The sequence below is a fragment of the Curtobacterium sp. USHLN213 genome (genome assembly GCF_037144815.1).
Taxonomy (GTDB): domain Bacteria; phylum Actinomycetota; class Actinomycetes; order Actinomycetales; family Microbacteriaceae; genus Curtobacterium.
Genome location: NZ_JBBCYQ010000008.1, coordinates 114,691 through 136,855 on the forward strand (window position 1 = coordinate 114,691; position 22,165 = coordinate 136,855).

Consider the following 22,165-nt stretch of genomic DNA (forward strand, 5'->3'; position numbering starts at 1 on the left):
GTAGGCTTGCGGGGTGACCGACGCCACCACCCCGCTCGCCGAACCGGCCCTCGACCGGCGGCTCCGGGGACCCGTGCGGATCGTCGGCGCGGGCCTGCTCGGCGCGTCCATCGGCCTGGCGCTGCGTGAGAAGGGTGTCGAGGTCGTCCTCGACGACGTCTCGCCCGCAGCCCTGGCGCTCGCCGTCGACTACGGCGCCGGGCGTCGACCGGCTCCCGGTGACCGCCCGGAACTCGTGGTCGTGGCGGTTCCCCCGGACGTCGTGGCGGCGGTCGTCGAGCGTGAGCTCGCGGCGTTCCCCGATGCCGTCGTGACCGACGTGGCGAGCGTGAAGTCGGGGCCGCTCGCCTCGCTCCGTGCAGCCGGCGCCGACATCTCGCGCTACATCGGCTCGCACCCCATGGCGGGCCGCGAACGCAGCGGGCCGACCGCCGCGCGCGCCGATCTCTTCCTCGGACAGCCGTGGGTGATCGCCGGGCACGACGACATCACGTACCAGCGTGCCGCCGTGGTGGAAGACCTGGCGCTCGACGTCGGCGCGACCGTGGTCCCGATGGAACCGGAGTCGCACGACCTCGCGGTGGCGTACGTCTCGCACGCACCGCAGCTGGTGTCCACGCTGATGGCCTCCCGGCTGCGGGACGCCCCCGACGGCTCGCTCGGCCTCGCGGGCGGCGGCGTCCGCGACGTGACCCGCATCGCCGCGAGCGACCCGGGGTTGTGGGTGCAGATCATCGGTGCGAACGCGTCGCGCATCCGGCCGGTGCTCGCGGACCTCCGCGACGACCTCGACCGGGTGCTCGCCGCACTCGACGACCCGACCGCGCCCGGTTCGCCCCGCGCCCTCGCCGAGACCATCGCCGCGGGCAACCGCGGCGTCGAACGGCTGCCGGGCAAGCACGGCACCACGAAGCGCTTCGCCCAGGTGGTCGTCCTCGTCGACGACACCCCGGGCCAGATCGCCGCCCTCCTCACGTTCATCGGGGAGATCGGCATCAACCTCGAGGACATGCGCCTCGAGCACTCACCGGGCGCGCAGATCGGCATCGTCGAGGTGTCGGTCGTGCCCGAGCAGGAACAGCGACTCGTCGACGAACTCGAGGGTCGCGGATGGAGGATCGCAGCAGCATGGGCCTGAACAACGACGACTCCGGCGTGACCGGTGGACCCGACGGACCCGACACGGGGCTGCCCGCGCCCGGCGACCAGCCCGGCCCGATCGGCGGTGCCGGCGGTGCGGGTGGCGGTCTCGACGGGCAGGGCGGCGGCGAGCCCGGTTCGACGCGCGACCCCCTGCCGGCCGGACTGCCGGACGGCGCCTTCGTCGCGAAGTTCGTGATCGCGGTCGACGGCCCCGCGGGCAGCGGCAAGTCGAGCGTGTCCCGTGCCGCGGCGCGCGCGCTCGGCTTCGGCTACCAGGACACCGGCGCCGCCTACCGTGCGCTCGCCTGGCACGCCCTGCAGCAGCAGGTCGACCTCGACGACGCTGCCGCGGTCCTGGCGAGCTGGGACACCTTCGACTACGAGATCGGCACCGACCCGGACGCCTACTTCGTCCAGGTGAACGGCACCGACGTCACCGACGCCATCCGCACGCCCGAGGTCACCGCCGCGGTCGCCCACATCGCGAAGCTGCCCGAGGTCCGGCAGCGGCTCGTGCAGCTCTTCCGGAACGTGATGCGCAAGGCCGAGGGCCGGGGCATCATCACCGAGGGGCGTGACATCACCACGGTCGTCGCGCCCGACGCCGAAGTCCGGATCCTCCTCACGGCCGACGAGTCCGTTAGAATGGCTCGGCGCTCGGCTGAGGTCACCACCCAGTCGGCCGCCGAGACCTCCGCCGCACTCGCTCGTCGCGACGCGGCGGACGCGAAGGTCGTCGACTTCATGAACGCCGCCGACGGCGTCACGACGCTCGACTCCACCGACCTCGACTTCGACCAGACCGTGCAAGCGGTCGTCGACCTGGCCCGCGCGACCGGGCACTGACCACCAGGGCCACGCGCGGCCACGCACTGACAACACGCGGCCGAAGGGTCGCCGGCAAGGACACCCACATGGCGCAGCTGGACAACCCAGAACACGACGACTTCCCCGAGTACGACGACGCCCTCGGCGAGCGGATCGCCGGGCTCGACGAAGCCGAGGCCGAGCAGCGGGCGAACGCGCTCCGCGCCGGGCTCGAGGACTACGAGCTCGACGAAGAGGACGTCGCCCTGCTCGAAGCCGGGCAGCTCGGCGAGGACGGCATCACGTACCTGCCGGCCTACCCGGTGCTCGCGATCGTCGGGCGACCGAACGTCGGCAAGTCGCAGCTGGTGAACCGCATCCTCGGTCGCCGCGAAGCCGTCGTGCAGGACACCCCGGGTGTCACGCGTGACCGCGTCGCCTACAAGGCGGAGTGGAACGACAAGCGCTTCACCCTCGTCGACACCGGCGGGTGGGAGCCCGACGCCAAGGGCATCAACGCCTCCGTCGCCGCCCAGGCCGAGGTCGCGATCGACCTCGCCGACGCGGTGCTCTTCGTCGTGGACGTCACGGTCGGCATCACCGCCACCGACGAGCACGTCGTGAAGATGCTCCGCGGCACCGACCGTCCGGTCATCGTCGTCGCGAACAAGTCGGACGACGACCGGCGCGACCTCGACGCCTACGAGCTCTGGAACCTCGGTCTGGGGCAGCCGTACCCAGTGTCGGCGCTGCACGGTCGTGGCGTCGCCGATCTCCTCGACCTCATCATCACGACGCTCCCCGACACCTCGGCCGTCGCCAAGCAGGAGGTCGGCGGACCCCGTCGCGTCGCGATCCTCGGCCGTCCGAACGTCGGCAAGAGCTCGCTCCTGAACAAGGCCGCCGGCGAAGAGCGCGTCGTCGTCAACGAGCTGTCGGGGACGACCCGCGACCCGGTGGACGAGCAGATCGAGCTCGGCGGCCGTGTCTGGCGCTTCGTCGACACCGCCGGCATCCGCAAGCGCGTGCACCTGCAGCAGGGGGCCGACTTCTACGCCTCGCTCCGCACGACCGCGGCGCTCGAGAAGGCCGAGGTCGCCGTGGTCGTCCTCGACGTCACCGAGCCGATCTCCGTGCAGGACCTCCGCATCATCGACCTCGTCCTCGAGTCCGGTCGTGCGCTGGTGCTGGCATACAACAAGTGGGACCTGCTCGACGACGACCGCCGCCGCTACCTCGAGCGCGAGATCGAGCAGGACCTCGCGCACGTGGCATGGGCCCCGCGCGTCAACATCTCCGCACGCACCGGTCGCCACCTCGAGAAGCTCGTGCCGGCGCTCGAGACCGCGCTCGACTCGTGGGACACCCGCATCCCGACGGGCAAGGTCAACGCCTTCATCGCCGAGCTCGTGCAGGAGCACCCGCACCCGGTCCGTGGTGGCAAGCAGCCGCGCATCCTGTTCGGGACCCAGGCGTCGAGCCAGCCGCCGACGTTCGTGCTGTTCACGACGGGCTTCCTCGACCCGCAGTACCGACGCTTCATCACGCGTCGACTGCGCGAGGTCTGGGGCTTCTCGGGCACGCCGATCAACGTCAACATGCGGGTGCGCGAGCGCCGCAAGCGCTGAGGTCGATCAGGAGATCCGACATGACGAGGGCGAGTCGACGATGGCTGTTCGCAGCGGTCGCTCTGCTCGCCCTCGTCGCGGTCCTGGTCGCCTGGCGCGCCATCCAGACCGAGCGGGGCATCGACGCTGCGGAGCCGGTCGCGACGACGACCCCGCTCGCGGAACAGGGTCTGCGGGGCGGCACCCTCGTGTCCCCGTCGAACACGCTCGGCGCCCCGGTCCCCGAGCCCGCCACCGACGACCATGCCGACGGGTCGCCCATCGACCCGTGGTGGCGGCGCGTCCCGCCGGTGGCCGGCGACCTCGTCCCGATCGCTCCGATCGACGGGATCGCCTCGGCAGACGACCGGTCCGCCTCGGGTCACGTCCGGATCGCCCGCGCCGGGGAGCACCTGCTCGTCAGGATCACGGACCTCCGGGTGGCGTCCTCCGACACGGAGCTGCCAGGGGTCCGGGTGGTGCTCTCCGAGGGCACGGTCGTCGGCGCGCGGCCCGGGCTCTGGACGGGGCACGAGGACGACGACGACCTCGGCACGATCCCGTCCGACGTGCAGACGATCACCTTCGACCTCGAGGCACCCCGCGGCATCCCGGACCCGGTCCGCTCGATCGTCCTGCTAGACCCCGACTCCGGTGCGGTCCTCGGGGGAGCTGCGCTCCTGCCGACCGACTGAGGCGTCGTCGGTCTGGAGGCGCGGTGCCGGTTCGCGCTGCGGGACACGGCAGGGTGGTGCGGTGCCGGTTCGCGCCGCCGGACACGGCAGCGTGGCGCGGTGCCGGATCGCGCCGCCGGATACGGCACCATGGGAGGGTGACGCAGCACAACGCCGGGCTCGGTGCCCTCGCCGACCGCCTGTGGTGCCGTCTGCACCTCGACCGACTGGCCGGCGGACGGCAGGCGGACTACGTCATCCGCGAGGACATGCTCGACCACCCCGAGACCGTCCGCTCCTTCCGGTGGATCCGGTGGCTGCTCGTCGCCGAGACCGTCGTCGGCCTGACAGCGATCGTCGTGGCGATCCTCCTGACGAACGCCGGGCAGACGGTCCCGTGGGCGGTGTGGTTCCGTGCGACCGTCGTCCTGCTCATCACACTGACGCTCTACGTGTTCGCGTGGCGGGCGCAGCTCGGGTACTACTGGGCGTACCAGCGACTGCGGTTGTTCAGCCGGATCTTCCCGGTCGTGACGCTCGTGGTCGCGGCGATCCCGGGGCTCTACCCGTTCTGGATGGTCATCGAGCAGATCGTGTTCTCGCTGCTGATGATCGGCATCGGGGACGTGCTGACGACCGACCACATGCGGGCCGCGTTCCCGAAGCCGGCGCGACGCTCGGGGCCTGCGGCGGGCTGAGGGGGCGGCGGCGGGCGGTGATGGCGCTGGCTGGTGCCGAGCCGATGCGACATCGTCGACGTCGTTCGACACCGGTGATGTCGCTCGTTGCGGACGCGCACCGTTGCACGCGCGGGGGAGCGACTCAGTCGAGGTCGTACGACGTCGACGATGTCGTTCCGAGTCGGCCAGCCGCGCCGCCCGCCCCGCCGCCCGCGCCGCCCGCAGGCCCCACGGCCAGGCTCCCGAGCAGCGCCAACGCCCCCGCCGAGGGCGACCCCGGTTCGGCGTGGTGCAGCACGAGCAGCTGCCCGTCCGTCCCGCCGATGCCGAGCTTCTCCCGCCGGAGCTCGAGCTCGCCCACCTCCGGGTGCCACATCCGCACGGTGCCCCCGGCGAGCGGCCGGACGTCGTGCCGCGCCCACAGCCGACGGAAGTCCTCGCTGCCGAGCGACAGTTCGCCGACGAGCGAGGTGATCGCCGGGTCGTCCACACGGGTCCCGATGGAGGACCGGAACGCTGCCACCATGCCGCCCATCTGCTGTTCCCAGTCCGGGTAGCGCCCCTGCTCGGTGTGGCCGAGGAACATCGTGCGCAGCCGGTTCTCGCCGGCACGCATCCCCGGCGCCAACGCGGACGCGAGCCGGTTCACCGCGAGCACGTCGAACGCGCGGTTCTCGACGAAGGCGGGCAACCCGACGACGTCGAGCAACTGCAGCGTCCCGGTCGGGACCCGGTCACTCCGGCCTCCGCGGGATCCCCTGGCCCGGTCGGGCGCCGCGGCACCCGATCCGGATGCGCTGGCCAGACCGCGCAGGTACGCGTTCGCCGTGGCGTCGAGGCCGAACACCCGTGCGATCGCGTCGAGCACCTGCCCCGACGGGTTCCGGTCACGCCCTTGTTCGAGACGGAGGTAGTAGTCCGCGCTGATCCCGGCGAGCGTCGCCACCTCCTCGCGGCGCAGCCCCGGCGTGCGTCGGACGCCGGTGACGCGCAGCCCGGCGTCCTCCGGGCGCACGAGCGCACGCCTCGCCCGGAGGTACTCGCCGAGGGTGTTGTCGCTCACCCCTCGATGCTACGGACCCGGCGCGGTCCGTTCCTGGTCCCCGTGGTCCCAGGGTCGACGGGGACCTGTCCGTCCCGGCGGACCGGGAGCATCGTGGTGGACATGACCGACACCACACTCCCCGGCGGTTCCTTCCGCCTCGCCGACGACCTCGACCTCACCCGCGTCGGGTACGGCGCCATGCAGCTCGCGGGCCCCGGCGTCTTCGGGCCGCCCACCGACCGCGACGAGGCGATCCGCGTCCTCCGCACCGTCGTCGAGCTCGGGATCACCCACATCGACACGGCCGACTTCTACGGCCCGCACGTCACGAACGAGGTCATCCGCGAGGCCGTCCACCCGAACGCCGACGGCCTGCACATCGTGACGAAGGTCGGCGCCCGTCGCGATGCGGACGGCGGGTGGCCGCACGCCCGCGAGCCGCACGAGCTCGTCGAGCAGGTGCACGACAACCTGCGCAACCTCGGGCTCGAGCAGCTCGACGTGGTGAACCTCCGCGTCGGCGGGTTCGACGCCCCGGAGCCGGGCAGCCTCGCGCCGCAGTTCGAAGCGCTCGCCGAACTCCGGCAGCAGGGACTCATCAAGCACCTCGGCCTGTCGACCGTGAACGCCGAACAGCTCGCCGAGGCGCAGTCGATCGCCCCTGTCGTCTGCGTGCAGAACTTCTACAACGTCGCCCGCCGCGAGGACGACGCGATGGTCGACAGCACGGCCGCGCAGGGCATCGCCTACGTGCCGTACTTCCCGCTCGGCGGCTTCTCGCCGCTGCAGTCCGGCGCGCTCGACGCCGTCGCGGAGCGGCTCGGGGTGTCGCGGCTGACCGTGGCGCTGTCGTGGCTGCTCCAGCGCTCGCCGAACATGCTCCTCATCCCGGGGACCTCGTCCGTCGCGCACCTGCGCGACAACGTCGCCTCGGCGGGCTTCGCCCTGCCGTCCGACGCGCTCGCCGAGCTGGACGCGATCGGCGCCTGAGACCCGCTCCGGCGGACTGGAGGCGCGGTGCCGGCCCGCACCGCGCCTCCGGTGTGCGACGATGACCGCCGGGGCGGCGCCCATCGGGGCGTCCGGGGGAGGTCCGACATGACAGCACGTTCGTCCGGTGACCGCACGCTCGGCGGCGCGAGCAGCTGGTGGCTCGCCGCGCCCGGGGCCGCCGCACTGATCGCCGGCGTCGCACACGCGGTCGGCCTGGCGCGCGTGTTCACCGAGGGGTTCCCACCGTGGTGGGTGGTGACGGGGATCGTCTCGCTCGCCGCGCTCCTCGCCACGGTGGTGGCCCTGTTCCGGGTGCCCGGGCCGCGTCCGGCAGCGGTCGTCGTCGCAGCGGCCGGGTTGTTCGTGGCCGGCGGGACGCTGCTGGTCGACGTGGCCGTCGTCGTCTTCCTGCAGTGGGTTGCCGACGGTCTGAGCAACCCGAACGGCTGACGACCGGGTCAGGCGACGGTGGCCAACGCGAACGGGAGCACGGCAGACGCCCCTGCCCGCCGAAGTTCGCGCCCCGCCACGGTCATCGTCCACCGACTGTCGACGAGGTCGTCCACGAGCAGCACCGGCCCCTCGTGCGACTGCAGCGCGGCCCCGAGCGCAGGATCGACCACGAACGTGTCCCACACCCCCGACAACCGGTAGGCGCTGTTCGTCGCACCGTCGCCGCGCGGCGTCCCACCGTTCCGGCCGAGCGTGCCCAGGAACTGCAACCGACCGATCGAGGAGAGTGCCTGCGCGAGCGACCCGACGAGTTCGGGCCGTGACCGCGACGACATCGCGACGACCCCGGTCGGACGGGTCTCCCACGGCCAGTCCTTGAGCGCACGGACGCACCCGTCGACGAGCTCCCGCGAGATCGGGGCATCGGGAACCCCCGGTGCGAAGAGGGCACGGAGCGGCCCACCCCACCCGAGGTCGGTGAGTCGGGCGACGGCGCGTCCGGGCTGGACGAGCTCGTCGGCGCCGATCTTGCCGCGCACGGGGACGCCGAGCGAGGACATGCCCGACGGCCACTGGGCGCGCGGGGCGATCTCGACCCCGACCTTGTCGAGCGCCGCGGCGGCACCCGAGGCGTCCGACGACGACACCGACGTCGGGTACCAGGCGTCGGTGCAGTTGTCGCAGCGACCGCACGGTTCGGCGGACGGGTCGTCGAGGTCCTGCTGCAGGAGCTGCATGCGGCACTGCGACGTGGACTCGTAGTCGAGCATCGAGGCGGCCTCGGCAGCGCGGGCTGCGGCGACCCGCTCGTAGCGGGGCGCGTCGTACTCCCACGGCTGCCCCGTGGCGACCCACCCGCCGGCGACGCGCTGGACCGCGCCGTCGACGTCGAGCACCTTGAGCAGGAGTTCGAGGGTGGAGCGCTTGATGTCGACCAGTCCCTCGAGGGCGACGGTCGACATCGCGGAGTCACGGGACAGCGCGTGCAGCACCGCGGACGCCCGGGACTCGGTCGGCATCGAGGCGCTCGCGAAGTACTGCCAGATCTCTTGGTCTTCGCGCCCGGGCAGCAGGAGCACGTCGGCGTTGTCGGTGGCGCGACCGGCACGACCGATCTGCTGGTAGTACGCCACGGGGGAGGACGGCGCCCCGACGTGGACGACGAAGCCCAGGTCCGGCTTGTCGAACCCCATGCCGAGCGCACTCGTCGCGACGAGGGCCTTCAGCTCGTTGCCCTTGAGCTGCTGCTCGAGCTGCTCGCGCTCGTCGGTGTCGGTGCGCCCGGTGTAGGCGCGGACCGCGTACCCGTTGTCGCGCAGGAGCCGGGCGATGTCCTCGGCCGCCGAGACGGTGAGCGTGTAGATGATGCCGCTGCCCGGCAGGTCGCCGAGGTGCGCGAGCAACCAGCCGAGCCGCTGTCGGGCGTCGGGGAGCGACAGCACGCCGAGCCGCAGCGAGGCCCGCGCGAGGGACCCGCGGATGGTGAACACGGGGTCGTCGGGGCCGGCGGTCAGCTGCTCGGCGACGTCCTCGACCACGCGCTCGTTCGCCGTCGCGGTGGTGGCGAGGACGGGCACGCCGTGGGGGAGCGACCGGATGAGCTCGGCCAGCCGGCGGTAGTCCGGCCGGAAGTCGTGCCCCCAGTCGGAGATGCAGTGCGCCTCGTCGACGACGAGCATGCCCATGCGGGCGATGAGCGTCGGCAGCTGTTCGTCGCGGAACCTCGGGTTGTTGAGCCGCTCGGGGGAGACGAGCAGGACGTCCACCTCGTCGCGGGCGAGCGCCGCCTGCGTCTCACCCCACTCGTGCGCGTTCGCCGAGTTGATCGACACCGCACGCACCCCGGCCCGGGCAGCCGCGGCGACCTGGTCGCGCATGAGTGCGAGCAGCGGCGACACGAGCACGGTCGGGCCGCCCCCGCGTCGCCGGAGCAGCAGGGTCGCGAGGAAGTACACGGCGGACTTCCCCCACCCGGTGCGCTGCACCACGAGGGCGCGCTGCCGGTGCTCCACCAGCGCCGAGATCGCCTCGAGCTGCCCGGGGTGGAACACCGCGTCGGGCCGGCCGGTCAGGGCGTGCAGCGCCTCCTGCGCCTCCGCAGCGATCGCAGCGGACGGCGGAGCAGGTGGTGGGGCAACAGACATGACCCCATGCTGTCAGCACCGACCGACGAAACCCGACCCGCGCCTCCCGTCTGTGGAGAACTGGCCGAGGCGATCCGCTACTGGTACGTGATCAGCGACGGTGTCGGCGCCACGTCCGCCATGGTCTGCTGCGGCGTCAGCATCGGCTGGTCCTCGTCGTAGAAGTTCTTCCATCCCCAGTGGATGCCCTCGGGCGCCCCGACGTGCAGCGCCTTCCACGTCGCCTGCTTGTCCGGCTGCGACCCCTGCCCGTCGACGTGCACGAGCATGTCGAGCTCGGGGTGCTGCTCGAGCGACGCGCGGTCCTGGATCATCGACAGCCGGAACTGGTGGAGCACGAACGCCTTCGGGGGAAGCCCCTTCGAGCGGACCAGGTCCGCGAGCCACGAGGACACCTCGTTCACCTCGGAGGCCTGCACACTCCCGATCTGCTCGAGCGGGACCTGGTCGTGCCCGAGCCGCCACTCGGGGTCGAGCGCCAGCCACACGCCCGGCTTCGACAGCAGGGACTCGTACCGCTTCGCCTGCGACAGGAAGTCCGCGCGCCCCGGCTGGAGATCGAGGATCACGGGCATGCCGGCGTCGTGCGCGGCGTCGACGTAGGGCTCGAGCGTCGACACGGGCAGCTCGGTCGAGTAGTCCCCGTCCGCGCCGGCGTCCCCGGCGGCGACGGTCGCGATGACCTCCATCGCGGGCGTGATCGGCACGTCGCCGAGCCCCTTGTAGGACGCCGCGACGGACTTCGCGCGCTGCACCGTCGCCGTCGGGTCCTGTTCGCCGAGGACGCCGAGCGCCGGCGCTCCCGGCGCACCGTAGAGCGCCACGTACCGGTGTCCGTCGAACGGCCGTTGCCCGCCGTCGGGCAGCTGCCACCCGCTCTCGGCGGCGCGGACGGTCCACTCCGGGTCCGGCAGGTCGGCGAACGCCGCCCCCACCAGCACCGTCGGGTGGTCGCTCCGCTCGTGCAGTGCGGTCACGACGTCCGGCGCGGCCGCGGGGTCCGTCACACCGTCCGGCATCGTCACGACGCGGGCACCCGCCGCCTTCGCGGTCGCCACGGCTGCGGCGTCGGCGGTCGCGTCCGCCACGACGACGGTGGCCTGCCTGGAGGCTCGGCTCGGCTCCGGCGCGTCCCCGCCGTCCGGCGCGTCCTGCTCGGGGACGTCGGTGTCGATCGCGACGTCACCCTCGGCCTGGTACCACCGGGCGCCGAGGCGCTCGAGTTCGTGCGCCGCCGGCGACCCGTCCTTCGCCGTCGACTCGCCCTTCCCCGTCGACTCGTCCTTCCCGGTGAGGAGGACCGGGACGTGGGCCGCCTCGGCGGCGCTCGCCGCGGACCGCACGGCGTCGGCGTCGTCGGCGGGCGCGACGACGGCTCCGGGAGCGGACGCGAACAGCGCGCGGCTCGTCCGGACGGACCGCTCGGCGGCGTCGGACTGGGCCGCGACCGACACGGACTCCGCCGTCGCCGTCGCGAGGGTCGGCCGGGGTGTCTCGGTCTGTGACCCGGTGCACCCGGCGGCTCCGAGCAGCAGGCCGGCTGCTGCGAGTGCGAGGAGGACACGGGAGGTGGGACCGGAACGCATCGGGCCACCCTACGAGCCGGGCGGCGGGGACCCTGGGAATCCGACGGGTGTCGTGTGGAGCCGCGACACGCTGGACGACTCGCGCGGGACGACACCGCGTGGCGCGGGAGGGGTCCGGCGTCCGCTATGCTGGTCGGGTTGCTCCGCGCTCCGGTCGGACGCGGGCGACGTGGGTCCCTCGGGGCTCGCGGGCTGTGGCGCAGCTTGGTAGCGCACTTGACTGGGGGTCAAGGGGTCGCAGGTTCAAATCCTGTCAGCCCGACCGGATGGAGAGAGGCTCACAGCCAGTCGGCTGTGAGCCTCTCTCTCGTTGCGGGCGGTGTGTTCGGCCCGGCACCGTCGGTCAGGAGAAGTACGTCGGCTCTCGCTGCACGTACCCTGCCTCGAGGGCTGCGGCCTCGTCGTCGGAGAGCACCACGTCGAGCGCCGCCACGGCGTCGGCCAGGTGGTGTTCCTTCGTCGCACCGACGATCGGCGCCGCGACGACCGGGTTCCGCAGGACCCAGGCGAGCGCGATCTGCGCCATCGAGACACCACGCGCCTGGGCGATCCGCTCCACCGCGTCGACGACCGACCGGTCCTCCGGGAGCCACAGCGGGCGTCCCTTCGGGTCGGTGTCCGGGTTCGCGCTTCCACGCGTCGTGCTCTTCCGACCCCACGGACGTGCGGTGACACCAGCGGCGAGCGGACTCCACGGGATGCTCGAGACCCCCTCGTCGGCGAGGAGCGGGAACATCTCCCGCTCCTCCTCGCGCATGATGAGCGAGTACTGGTCCTGCATCGACACGAACGGGGTCCACCCGTTCGCTCGGGCGGCCGCCTGCATCTTGGCGAACTGCCACGCCCACATGCTCGACGCACCGATGTAGCGCACCTTGCCCGCCTTGACGACGTCGTGGAGCGCCTCCATCGTCTCCTCGATCGGCGTGTTCGGGTCGAAACGGTGCACCTGGTACAGGTCGACGTAGTCGGTGCCGAGCCGTGTCAGGGACGCATCGATCTGCTCCATCACGGCACGGCGGGACGATCCCGACTCACCGGGTCCGTCGCCCATCCGGTTGAACAGCTTCGTCGCGAGCACGATCGATTCGCGGCGGGTGTACTTCCGGATCGCCTCGCCGACGATCCGCTCCGAGCTGCCGAGCCCGTACACGTTCGCGGTGTCCCAGAAGGTGATCCCGAGGTCGAGCGCCTGCCGGAACAGCGGCTCCGCTGCGTCGGCGTCCAGCGCCCAGCCGACCCCACGCGATCCGTCGCCGAAGCTCATGCACCCGAGGGCGATGCGGCTGATCGTCAGTCCGGAGTTGCCGAGGCGTGTGTACTCCATGTCGTTCTCCTTGGTGGTGGTGCGGAACCGCGTTCGTTCAGAACCCGCCGGCGTCGCGGACGGTGTAGTGCTCGTCGAGCGCGGTGATCTCGTCGGCGGTGAGCTCGATGTCGACCGCGGCGGCGGCGTCGTCGAGGTGGTGCGGCTTGGTGGCGCCGATGATCGGTGCGGTGACGACGGGGTTCTTCAGCACCCAGGCCATCGCGATCTGTGCCATCGGGACCCCGCGGTCCGATGCGATGCGCTGCACCGCGTCGATGACCGGCCGGTCCCGTTCGGTGTCGGCGAAGAAGGTGTTCCCGACGGGGTCGTCCGACGAGCGCTTCGTGCCTTCCCCGGCGGGGCGTGCGACCCGGCCCTTCGCGAGCGGGCTGTAGGGGATGCTCCCGACGCCCTGGTCGGCGAGCAGGCCGAACATCTCCCGCTCCTCCTCGCGGTAGAGCAGGGAGTACTGGTCCTGCATCGACACGAACCGCGTCCACCCGTGCAGGTCGGCTGCGTGCTGCATCTTCGCGAACTGCCACGCCCACATCGCGGATGCGCCGAGGTACCGGACCTTGCCCGCCTTGACGACGTCGTGCAGCGCTTCCATCGTCTCCTCGACGGGCGTCTCCGGGTCGAACCGGTGGATCTGGTAGAGGTCGACGTAGTCGGTCCCGAGGCGGGCCAGCGAGGCGTCGATCTGCTGCATGATCGCCTTGCGGGACAACCCTGCGACGTTCAGGCCGGGCGCGTTGCCGGGGGTGTCGGAGAAGTAGGCCTTGGTCGCCAGCACGATCTCGTCGCGCTTGGTGAAGCGGCGCAACGCCTCGCCGACGATCCGCTCGGAGTCGCCGTACGAGTACACGTTCGCGGTGTCCCAGAAGGTGATGCCGTGGTCGAGTGCCTGCCGGAAGTACGGCAACGCGTCGTCCTGGGGGAGCGACCACTGGAGGTGTCCGCTGGCGGGGTCGCCGAAGCTCATGCACCCGAGTGCGATGCGGCTGACGCGGAGGCCGGAGTTGCCGAGTCGTGCGTACTGCATGTGGTTCCTTTCGTCGTCGGGCGTCGCCCGATCGAGCCGGTGTGGGTCAGACCTGCGTGGAGGGGCGGAGGAGGATCTCGTTCAGCGCGAGGTGCCGGGGGCGGGACAGCGCGAACGCGATGACCTCGGCGACGTCCTCGGCGGTGACGGTCGCCTGGTCGTACATCTGGTTGACGGACGCGTTCGTCGCTTCGTGCGTGATGTGTGTCGGGAGCTCGGTCGCGACGACGCCGGGCTCGATCAGGGTGACCCGGACGGCGGGCAGGAGCTCCTGGCGCAGGGACTCGGACCACCCGTTCATGCCCCACTTGGTGGCGGCGTACACGCCGTTGCCTGCTCGGGCCGTACGGCCGGCGACGGAGGAGATGTTGACGATGTCACCGCCGCCGCTGGTGATCTGGTCGAGGAAGACCTCGGTCGCGGTGATCGCTCCGAGCAGGTTGCTCTCGATCATGCGGCGGTAGTCGTCCCGCTGGTCGGAGGAGAACGGGCCGAGGAGCATGATCCCGGCGTTGTTCACCAGCACCGACGCACCACCCAGTTCGTCCTGCACGCGGGCTGCGGCAGCGACGAGGCTGTCGCGGTCCGTCACGTCGGCGACGATCGCGATCGCGCCCTCGCCCAGTTCGGACGCGAGGGCGTCGATCCGGTCCTGACGACGAGCCAGGAGCGCGACCTCGTAGCCGTCGGCGTGCAGCGCTCGGGCGGTCGCTTCGCCGATGCCGGAGGAAGCGCCGGTGATGACGGCGACGCGGTTGGCGGATTCCGACATGGGGTGCCTTTCGGGTCAGTTCTGGTCGCCGGAGCGAGGAAGCGCGGTCGTTGCGGCGGCGGAACTCGCCGCGAGACTGCCGAGGATCGACAGGCGCTCCTCGGTGGGGGAGCCGACGGCGGCCGTGCACGCGTACATGCTCCAGCCGGGGCTGTCGGGCAGGTCGAAGGCCTCGTAGGCGAACTCGAGGTCGCCGACCTCCGGGTGGTGGATGCGCTTCGTCCCGGTTCGGTGGTACCGGACGTCGTGCGTCGCCCACCGGATGCGGAAGTCGTCGGATCGGGTGACGAGCTCACCGATGAGGCCGGTGAGCTCCTTGTCGTGCGGACTCCGACCGGCATCGGAACGCAGTGTCGCCACGATGCTGCTGGCACCCGCTTCCCAGTCGGGGTAGAAGGCGCGGGCCGCGGGATCGAAGAACGTGAAGCGTGCGTTGTTGCCACGGCCGGACGGGCTGTCGAAGAGCGGGGCGAACAGGGCTCGCGCCAGCGGGTTGGTGGCGATGATGTCCATCTGCCGGTTCCGCACCCAGGTCGGCGTCCCGGTGACGGTGTCGAGGAAGCGCTGCAGGCTCGGACGCACCGTGTTGCTGTCGGTTGCGCGCGTTCGGCGCCGGATCGGTGCGGGGGCAGCTCCCCGGGCGAGGTCGAGCAGGTGTTCCGTCTCGGCTTCGTCGAGCTGGAGCGCGCGGGCGAGTGCGTCCAGTACCTCCGCGGAGACCCCGGCGAGGTGGCCGCGCTCCATCTTCGCGAAGTAGTCGACGCTCATCCCGGCGAGCATCGCGACCTCGTCACGGCGCAGCCCCGGAACGCGGCGACGACCACCTCCGATGATCCCCGCCTGCTCCGGGGTGATCCGGGCGCGGCGGGTCCGGAGGAACTCGCTGACCTCTGCCTGGTTGTCCATGGCGGCCACGGTACGGCGAGGGTCTGCCACGGAGGAGTGACTGCTGGTACACGGATAACCCGTCACTCCCACGCGCAGGCGAAGCGGCGTGTGATGGGTGCATGCAGACAGTGACCCTCAACAACGGCATCGAGATGCCGATCCTCGGCTTCGGCGTGTACCAGGTCGACAACGACGCGACCGAGGCGGCCGTCAGCGCTGCCCTGGACGCCGGCTACCGTCTCCTCGACACCGCAGCGGCGTACGGCAACGAAGAGGCCGTCGGCGCCGCGATCGCGAAGAGCGGCATCCCGCGGGACGAGCTCTTCGTCACCACGAAGCTCTGGATCCAGGACGCTCCCGCCGAGGAGAACACGGCGCGTGCGCTCGACGACTCGCTCCGGAAGCTCGGCCTCGACCACGTCGACCTGTACCTGATCCACCAGCCGTTCGGCGACTACTACGGGCAGTGGCGCGCGATGGAGCAGGCCAACAAGGCCGGCAAGGCCCGTGCGATCGGAGTCTCGAACTTCGCCCCCGACCAGCTGCTCGACCTCATCATCAACAACGAGGTCGTCCCCGCGGTGAACCAGATCGAGACGCACCCGTTCAAGCAGAACACCGACTACCAGGAGCTCATGCGCGGCGAGGGCGTGCAGATCGAGTCGTGGGGCCCCTTCGCCGAGGGCAAGAACGGCCTCTTCACGAACGAGGTCCTCGAGGGCATCGGCCAGGACCACGGCAAGTCCGTCGCGCAGGTCGTCCTCCGCTGGCTCACGCAGCGCGGGGTCGTCGCGATCCCGAAGTCCGTCAACCCGGACCGCATGGCCCAGAACATCGACGTCTTCGACTTCGAGCTCACCGAGGCGCAGATGGCCCAGATCGCGGCGCTGCACACCGGCGAGTCGCAGTTCTTCGACCACCAGGACCCGGAGATGGTGCGCTGGCTCAGCGCCCGTCGCCTGGGCTGAACCCCTGACGGACTGGCGCGCCCCGCTCAGCGGCGACGCGAAGCGTTGCGCGGGGCGCGCCGACCGAGCCTGCGAGGGAGGACGGGGCCAGCCCGCACCGCGCCTCCAGTCCGGACACCGGAAGGACCACTGCCGTGACCCGTCCCGTCTTCACGCGTCGCGCACTGATCCGCGGCGCCGGCGCTGCGGCCGTGGCCGCCGCAGCAGCAGCGAGCCTCGCCGCCTGCAGTCCCGACCCCGCCCCGTCGACCACTCCGAGGAGCTCCGTGCCACCGACCGACCGCGACCACCGCATCCTGCTGGCGTACTTCTCGCGCGCCGGCGAGAACTACTGGAACGGTGGTCGACGCACCCTCGACACCGGGAACACCGAGGTCCTGGCCGACCTGATCCGCGACCGCATCGACTGCGACGTGTTCCGCATCGAGGCGGCCGAACCGTCCTCGGACCGCTACGACGACACCGTGCGTCGGAACGTCGAGGAGCAGGACAGCGACGCTCGCCCGCGGATCGCCGGCGACCTGCCGGACCTCGCCGAGTACGACACGGTCCTGCTCGGCAGCCCGATCTGGAACGTGCAGCCGCCGATGATCATGGCGACGTTCGCCGAGGCGGTCGACCTGTCCGACACGTCGCTCCGTCCGTTCGTGTCCTACGCGGTGAGTGGACTCGGGAACACCGATTCCTTCTACCGTGACCTCCGCACGGGCGCCCGTGTCGGCGACGGCCTGGCTGTCCGCGGCGAAGACGTCCGCGACGGCGGTACCGGGTCCGACGTCGACCGGTGGCTCAGCGCCGCCGGCCTCTCCTGAAAGGCACCACCATGACCGACCAGCACCTCACCGTCCTCGTCGTCGGCGCGACCGGCAGCGTCGGCCGTCACGTCGTCGCGACCGCCGTGGCCGCAGGACACCGGACCCGCGCGCTCGCCCGGACCTCGTACAAGGCGCAGGGACTCGCCCGCGGCGTGGACGTCGTCATCGGCGACCTGACCGACCCGGCCAGCCTGCAGGACGCCGTCGGGGACATCGACGCCGTCGTCTTCACGCACGGCGACAACGGGAACGCCGAAGCGGTCAACTACGGGGCCGTCAAGAACGTCCTCGACGCCCTGCGGGGCCGTCGCGTGCGGATCGCACTGATGACCACGATCGGCGTCACGGCGCTCCGGGACAGCTCCGAGTGGAAGCGCCGCGGCGAACGGCTCGTGCGCGCCAGCGGGAACGAGTACACGATCGTCCGTCCGGGGTGGTTCGACCACAACGACGACGATCAACTCCGCATCGCCCCGCGTCAGGGCGACACGCACCAGACCGGCACCCCGGCCGACGGTGTCATCGCCCGGCGGCAGATCGCTCGGGTCCTCGTCGAGAGCCTCACCAGTCCGGACGCCGAGCACCGCACGTTCGAACTCGTGGCCGATCGAGGGCCGGAACAGCAGGACCTCGGCCCCGTGTTCGCCGCGCTGCCGGCGGACGACCGCGACTCGGTCGACGGTGCCGGTGACGCGGACAACCTGCCGCTCGACCAGGAGCCGCAGCGCGTCGTCGACGACCTCGACCGCGTTCGTCAGAGCGGCACCCGTCGACCCGACCGCCCCTGACCCCGCACCGACGACAGCAACCAGGAGGAGCACCGTGCACATCGAACCCGAGGTCCCGACCAGCAAGAACCCGCCTGAGCGCTTCGCCGGCGACGTGTGGCTCGACCCGATCGCCACCCCGCACGAGGACGGGCAGCACATGACGGTCGCCATGGTCCGTTTCGCCCCAGGGGGCCGGACCGCGTGGCACTCGCACGAGAAGGGTCAGTACCTGCGGGTGACGCAGGGCATCGGCCGGTTCGGTACCCGCACCGGCGGGATCGTCGAGGTCCACCCGGGCCAGACCCTGTACACGCCGCCCGGCGAGGAGCACTGGCACGCGGCGGCACCCGGTGTCTTCATGGAGCACATCGCCATGGTGGAGCGCGGCGACGACCCGGCGACGAGCACCACCTGGCTCGAACACATCACGGACGACGAGTACGAGGGACGCATGCTCTAGGATTAGCACGAGCCAATCCTCTTTCGACAGCAGGGAACCATGCGCAACGACGCCGAAGCCACCCCACCCGGCCGCCTCCTCGCCCCCGGCCAGCGCTGCCGGATCCGGATCTGGAACCGGGCCGACCGCAGTGTGACCACCGTGCACGAGTCCGCCGAGCGCCTGTACGAGGCGCCGAACTGGACCGCCGACGGCCGGCTCGTCCTGAACGCCGACGGGGTGCTGTGGACGATGCCGGCCGACGGCTCCGCCGACCCGAGCGCGGTGGACATCCCCGGCCTCCCGCCGCTCAACAACGACCACGTGCTCGATCCCGACGGTGTCACCGTGCACGTCAGCGCGAACGACTTCCACATCTGGTCCGCACCGCTCGCCGGTGGTCCCGCCACCCGGGTGACCGCTGACGACGGCGGGCTGCACTTCCTGCACGGCGTCAGCCCCGACGGTTCCGAACTCGCGTACGTGCACCTCGATCCGTCCGGTGACGCCGTGTGGTCGTCGGGGACGATCCGGGTGATGGCCGCCGACGGCAGCGCCGACCGCGCGGTGACGACCGAGCCCGCTGCCGCGGACGGCCCGGAGTGGACCCCGGACGGCAGGTGGATCCTGTTCAACACCGAACAGTTCGAGGACGCTCCCGGCCACGCGCAGATCGCACGGGTCCGGCCGGACGGCTCGGGCATCGAGCAGCTCACCGTCGACGAGCACGTCAACTGGTTCCCGCACCCGGCGCCGACCGACGACGCCGCCGTCTACCTGTCCTTCCCACCCGGCACCGAGGGACACCCGGCGGACAAGCGGGTCCGGCTGCGCCTCGTCACCGGTGCCGGACCCGTCAGCACCTGGGGCCCCGAGGTCTGGCAGGCAGCCGAGACCGTCGTCGAGCTCGACGGCGGACAGGGCACCCTCAACGTCAACGGGTGGGCTCCCGACGGGTCCGCCTTCGCCTTCGTCGACTACCCCATCGGAGATGCCGCGTGATCGTCCACACCGTCTGCTTCACGCTCGTCCACGAGCCCGACTCCGCCGGCGAGGCCGCGTTCCTCGCCGCGGCGCGAGCCACCCTGCCGGCGATCCCCGGCGTGCGCGACTTCACGGTGTCGCGGCAGGTGTCGGAGCAGAGTGACTTCCGCTTCCAGTTCTCGATGGCGTTCGCCGACCAGGACGCCTACGCGGCGTACGACGCCCACCCGGCGCACCAGGGGTTCGTCGCCACCCGCTGGGCGGACGAGGTCGCGTCGTTCCAGGAGTTCGACTTCGTACCCCTGCCCGCCTGAGCAGGTGCGGCTCGCGAACGCGAGTCGAGGTGGGACCGGCGGCGGGGGGGGGGGCGCGGCCCGCGCCCCCCCCCCGCCTCCCGTCCGTCACACGGTGACGGCCACCGCTACTGGTTGCTGAAGGCGGCGTCGAACGCGGCCTCCGGCTGCGGCCAGAGCAGCGACCGGATGTGCCCGACCGCTTCGGCGGCGCCGTGCAGGCGGTCCATGCCGGCGTCCTCCCACTCGATCGAGATCGGCCCGGTGTACCCGATGTGCCGCAGGGCGCGGAAGGCGTCCTCCCACGGGATGTCCCCGTGTCCGGTCGAGACGAAGTCCCAGCCGCGGCGTGGGTCGCCCCACGGCAGGTGCGACCCGAGGATGCCCTGGCGGCCGGACGCCGGACGGATCCGGGTGTCCTTGCAGTCGACGTGGTGGATGCGGTCCGCGAAGTCGGTGATGAACCCGACGGTGTCGATGCCCTGCCATGCCATGTGCGACGGGTCCCAGTTGAAGCCGAACGCGTCGCGGTGGTCGATGGCCTCGAGGGCGCGGACGCTCGTCCAGTGGTCGTAGGCGATCTCGGACGGGTGGACCTCGTGGGCGAACCGGACGCCCTCGCCGTCGAAGACGTCGAGGATCGGGTTCCACCGGTCCGCGAAGTCCTGGTAGCCGGCGTCGATGACGTCCTGACCGACCGGCGGGAACATCGCGACGTACTGCCAGATGCTCGACCCGGTGAACCCGACGACGGTGTCCACGCCCATCTTCCGGGCGACCCGGGCCGCGCGCTGCATGTCGGCGGCCGCGCGCTGCCGGACGCCCTCGCCGTCGCCGTCGCCCCAGATCGCCGGGCGGACGATGGCCTGGTGGCGGAAGTCGATCGGGTCGTCGCACACGGCCTGCCCGGCGAGGTGGTTCGAGATCGCCCAGACGCCCAAGCCGTGCCGGTCGAGGACCTCCAGGCGCGAGCGCAGGTAGGCGTCGTCCTCGTCGGCGCGCGCGAGGTCGAGGTGGTCACCCGAGGCGGCGATCTCGAGGCCGTCGTACCCCCACTCGGCGGCGAGGCGTGCGACCTCCTCGAAGGGCAGGTCGGCCCACTGTCCGGTGAACAGGGTGACCGGGTTGGTCGTGGTCGTCATCGTGTCTCCGTTCCGGTGCTGATGCCGGTCCACCGGCCGGTCGTGGCGCTGCGCAGCACGGCGTCGACGACCTCGAGTGAGCGGACGCCGTCCTCGACCGTCGGCAGTCCCTCGGGGGTCTCGCCGCGGGCGGCCGCGTAGGTGTCGGCGCAGAACGCGGCGAACGCGTCCGTCCACCCCTGCGGGTGCCCGGCCGGTGTCCGGTTGAGGCGTGCCTGGTCGGCGGAGACGGACCCCTCGGCTCGGTGCACGGTCGTGGAGCCGTCCTCGCCGCCGAACCACACCGACTCGGGTCGCTCCTGGTCGAACACCCCGGAGCCGGTCGTGCCGTCGACCTCGACCCACAGGCGGTTCTTCCGGCCGGCGGCGACCTGCGACACCACGGCGTTGGCGAGCGAGCCGTCGGCGCCGGCGAAGCTGACGACGGCGGTGTCCTCGGTGCGGACGGGGACGGTGGCCGCGGCGGTGCCGTCCGGTCCGCCGAACGACGCGCCGGCCGTGGACGGGTCCGGACGTTCGGCGTACGCGATCGAGGTGCGGGCCGTGAGTTCCGCGAACCGTGTTCCGGTGACGAATTCGGCCAGGTCGGTCCAGTGCGTTCCGATGTCCGCGAACGCCCGCGAGGCGCCGCCCCGGGCCGGGTCGACCCGCCAGGTCGACGCCGTGGGTGCGACCATCCAGTCCTGCAGGTACGACCCGTGCACGGTGAGGACGCGGCCGAGTGTCCCGGCGGCGATCCGGGCGCGGAGCTCGCGGACCATCGGGTGGTAGCGGTACACGTACGGGACCGTGCTCACGGTGCCGGCGACGCGGACGGCATCGGCGAGTCGACGCGCCTCGGGCAGGGTGGTCGCGACGGGCTTCTCGACGACCGTGTGCAGCCCGGCAGCGGTCAGCGTGACGGCGTAGTCGACGTGGGTGTCGTTCGGCGTGCACACGTGCACGACGTCGGGGCCGGCGGCGACCAGGTCGTCGAGCGAGGCGTACCCGATCGGCACGCCCCACTGCTCGGCGACCTCCCGCGACCGCGCTGCCGACGACCCGAGCAGGCCGACGACGACCGCTCCGGCGTCCCGCGCAGCCCGGACGTGTGCGGCCGCGATCATGCCCGATCCGATCACCGCGACGCGCAGTGCCGTCACCGGCGCCCCTCGAGGAACGCCCGGATCCCGGCGACGACGAGTTCGTGGTCCTCCATCGAGGACAGGCCGGAGGCGGTCGCGGCCGCGACGACCCCGACGCCGCGGACCCGGATCGGGAACGAGCCACCGGTCACGGCGTAGTCCGAGCCGAGCCAGCCGATCGCGGCGGGGTCGACCCCGGCAGCGGACAGTCGGGCGTCGACCAGCGCGCTCGAGGCCTCCATCCGGAGCACCACGGCGGCCTTCCGGTCGATCCAGACGTCCTGGTCGGGGGTGATCCCGGGCAGTGCGGCGCGGAAGAGTCGGAGTCCCGGGCGCCGGATGTCGATGCCGACACCGTGTCCGGCGTCGGCGGCGATCCCGCGGAGGACCAGGCCGAGCTCCCAGGCGTCGTCGTGGGTGAACGTGTCGAGCACGAGCTCGCGCTCCTGCTGTTCGAGGGTGGTGATGAGGTCGGACATCGTCGTCT

At 71.9% G+C, this 22,165-nt stretch carries 23 protein-coding genes and 1 tRNA gene; 14 read left to right on the top strand and 10 right to left on the bottom strand.

The window, feature by feature from the left end:
- Positions 1-13 precede the first annotated feature (13 nt).
- The 5 genes from WFH25_RS12410 to WFH25_RS12430 all read left to right on the top strand — a co-directional run bounded on the left by WFH25_RS12410 (position 14) and on the right by WFH25_RS12430 (position 4,929).
- On the top strand, positions 14-1,138 hold the full coding sequence (locus WFH25_RS12410) for a prephenate dehydrogenase (protein WP_336697888.1): 1,125 nt from the start codon (positions 14-16) through the stop codon (positions 1,136-1,138).
- A gap of 167 nt (positions 1,139-1,305) precedes the next feature.
- A complete protein-coding gene (gene cmk / locus WFH25_RS12415) occupies positions 1,306-1,989 on the top strand; it encodes a (d)CMP kinase (RefSeq protein ID WP_267484435.1) in 684 nt (227 codons plus the stop codon).
- Between the two features lie 68 nt (positions 1,990-2,057).
- The gene (gene der / locus WFH25_RS12420; RefSeq protein WP_229086682.1) at positions 2,058-3,578 is read left to right on the top strand and encodes a ribosome biogenesis GTPase Der; all 1,521 of its coding nucleotides are present in this window, start codon (positions 2,058-2,060) and stop codon (positions 3,576-3,578) included.
- 20 nt (positions 3,579-3,598) lie between these two features.
- Positions 3,599-4,252, top strand: coding sequence for a hypothetical protein (locus WFH25_RS12425; RefSeq protein ID WP_336697889.1), 654 nt, complete (start codon positions 3,599-3,601; stop codon positions 4,250-4,252).
- A 137-nt stretch (positions 4,253-4,389) separates the two neighbouring features.
- A complete protein-coding gene (locus WFH25_RS12430; protein ID WP_336697890.1) occupies positions 4,390-4,929 on the top strand; it encodes a hypothetical protein in 540 nt (179 codons plus the stop codon).
- 124 nt (positions 4,930-5,053) lie between these two features.
- Here WFH25_RS12430 and WFH25_RS12435 read toward each other — a convergent pair whose 3' ends face one another.
- Positions 5,054-5,974, bottom strand: coding sequence for a helix-turn-helix domain-containing protein (locus tag WFH25_RS12435; protein WP_336697891.1), 921 nt, complete (start codon positions 5,972-5,974; stop codon positions 5,054-5,056).
- Between the two features lie 102 nt (positions 5,975-6,076).
- Here WFH25_RS12435 and WFH25_RS12440 point away from each other — a divergent pair, with 102 nt between their 5' ends.
- Both WFH25_RS12440 and WFH25_RS12445 read left to right on the top strand, forming a co-directional pair.
- Positions 6,077-6,946 (top strand): oxidoreductase, encoded by an 870-nt coding sequence (locus WFH25_RS12440; RefSeq protein WP_336697892.1) that lies wholly within the window; start codon positions 6,077-6,079, stop codon positions 6,944-6,946.
- 108 nt (positions 6,947-7,054) lie between these two features.
- Positions 7,055-7,399, top strand: a complete 345-nt coding sequence (locus tag WFH25_RS12445; RefSeq protein ID WP_336697893.1) for a hypothetical protein — start codon at positions 7,055-7,057, stop codon at positions 7,397-7,399.
- An 8-nt stretch (positions 7,400-7,407) separates the two neighbouring features.
- Here WFH25_RS12445 and WFH25_RS12450 read toward each other — a convergent pair whose 3' ends face one another.
- Together WFH25_RS12450 and WFH25_RS12455 are read right to left on the bottom strand one after the other, a co-directional pair.
- Complete coding sequence (locus tag WFH25_RS12450) at positions 7,408-9,546, bottom strand: RecQ family ATP-dependent DNA helicase (RefSeq protein ID WP_336697894.1); 2,139 nt, start codon at positions 9,544-9,546, stop codon at positions 7,408-7,410.
- Between the two features lie 77 nt (positions 9,547-9,623).
- Positions 9,624-11,132: a hypothetical protein gene (locus WFH25_RS12455; RefSeq protein WP_336697895.1), complete on the bottom strand. Its 1,509-nt coding sequence runs from the start codon at positions 11,130-11,132 to the stop codon at positions 9,624-9,626.
- Positions 11,133-11,320: 188 nt separating this feature from the next.
- Here WFH25_RS12455 and WFH25_RS12460 point away from each other — a divergent pair.
- A tRNA-Pro gene (locus WFH25_RS12460) sits at positions 11,321-11,394 on the top strand.
- Between the two features lie 81 nt (positions 11,395-11,475).
- Here the strand turns inward: WFH25_RS12460 and WFH25_RS12465 are convergent.
- Genes WFH25_RS12465 through WFH25_RS12480 form a run of 4 tightly spaced genes read right to left on the bottom strand, consistent with a single transcriptional unit; the run spans position 11,476 to position 15,161 of the window.
- Positions 11,476-12,459, bottom strand: a complete 984-nt coding sequence (locus WFH25_RS12465; RefSeq protein WP_092383918.1) for an aldo/keto reductase — start codon at positions 12,457-12,459, stop codon at positions 11,476-11,478.
- 37 nt (positions 12,460-12,496) lie between these two features.
- The gene (locus WFH25_RS12470) at positions 12,497-13,483 is read right to left on the bottom strand and encodes an aldo/keto reductase (RefSeq protein ID WP_336697897.1); all 987 of its coding nucleotides are present in this window, start codon (positions 13,481-13,483) and stop codon (positions 12,497-12,499) included.
- Positions 13,484-13,529: 46 nt separating this feature from the next.
- Positions 13,530-14,255 carry an SDR family oxidoreductase gene (locus WFH25_RS12475; protein ID WP_092383914.1) on the bottom strand — a complete coding sequence of 242 codons (726 nt, stop codon included), beginning with the start codon at positions 14,253-14,255 and terminating at the stop codon, positions 13,530-13,532.
- Positions 14,256-14,270: 15 nt separating this feature from the next.
- Positions 14,271-15,161, bottom strand: coding sequence for a helix-turn-helix transcriptional regulator (locus WFH25_RS12480; protein WP_336697898.1), 891 nt, complete (start codon positions 15,159-15,161; stop codon positions 14,271-14,273).
- 101 nt (positions 15,162-15,262) lie between these two features.
- Here WFH25_RS12480 and WFH25_RS12485 point away from each other — a divergent pair, with 101 nt between their 5' ends.
- From WFH25_RS12485 to WFH25_RS12510, 6 genes are all read left to right on the top strand, one after another.
- Positions 15,263-16,111, top strand: coding sequence for an aldo/keto reductase (locus WFH25_RS12485; protein WP_336697899.1), 849 nt, complete (start codon positions 15,263-15,265; stop codon positions 16,109-16,111).
- A 134-nt stretch (positions 16,112-16,245) separates the two neighbouring features.
- The gene (locus WFH25_RS12490; protein WP_336697900.1) at positions 16,246-16,923 is read left to right on the top strand and encodes a flavodoxin; all 678 of its coding nucleotides are present in this window, start codon (positions 16,246-16,248) and stop codon (positions 16,921-16,923) included.
- A gap of 11 nt (positions 16,924-16,934) precedes the next feature.
- The gene (locus WFH25_RS12495; protein ID WP_336697901.1) at positions 16,935-17,714 is read left to right on the top strand and encodes an SDR family oxidoreductase; all 780 of its coding nucleotides are present in this window, start codon (positions 16,935-16,937) and stop codon (positions 17,712-17,714) included.
- 34 nt (positions 17,715-17,748) lie between these two features.
- A complete protein-coding gene (locus tag WFH25_RS12500; protein WP_092383904.1) occupies positions 17,749-18,156 on the top strand; it encodes a (R)-mandelonitrile lyase in 408 nt (135 codons plus the stop codon).
- Between the two features lie 39 nt (positions 18,157-18,195).
- Complete coding sequence (locus tag WFH25_RS12505) at positions 18,196-19,137, top strand: TolB family protein (RefSeq protein WP_336697902.1); 942 nt, start codon at positions 18,196-18,198, stop codon at positions 19,135-19,137.
- A complete protein-coding gene (locus tag WFH25_RS12510; RefSeq protein WP_336697903.1) occupies positions 19,134-19,433 on the top strand; it encodes a Dabb family protein in 300 nt (99 codons plus the stop codon). The genes WFH25_RS12505 and WFH25_RS12510 overlap by 4 nt, the downstream gene beginning before the upstream one ends.
- A 107-nt stretch (positions 19,434-19,540) precedes the next feature.
- Here the strand turns inward: WFH25_RS12510 and WFH25_RS12515 are convergent, their stop codons facing one another.
- The 3 genes from WFH25_RS12515 to WFH25_RS12525 are packed head-to-tail and all read right to left on the bottom strand — an operon-like array spanning position 19,541 to position 22,157.
- Entirely contained in the window at positions 19,541-20,554 is a 1,014-nt protein-coding gene (locus tag WFH25_RS12515) for a sugar phosphate isomerase/epimerase family protein (protein ID WP_336697904.1), read from the bottom strand.
- On the bottom strand, positions 20,551-21,696 hold the full coding sequence (locus WFH25_RS12520; RefSeq protein ID WP_336697905.1) for a Gfo/Idh/MocA family protein: 1,146 nt from the start codon (positions 21,694-21,696) through the stop codon (positions 20,551-20,553). The genes WFH25_RS12515 and WFH25_RS12520 overlap by 4 nt, the downstream gene beginning before the upstream one ends.
- A complete protein-coding gene (locus WFH25_RS12525; RefSeq protein WP_092383896.1) occupies positions 21,693-22,157 on the bottom strand; it encodes a heme-degrading domain-containing protein in 465 nt (154 codons plus the stop codon). The genes WFH25_RS12520 and WFH25_RS12525 overlap by 4 nt, the downstream gene beginning before the upstream one ends.
- Positions 22,158-22,165: the final 8 nt, after the last annotated feature.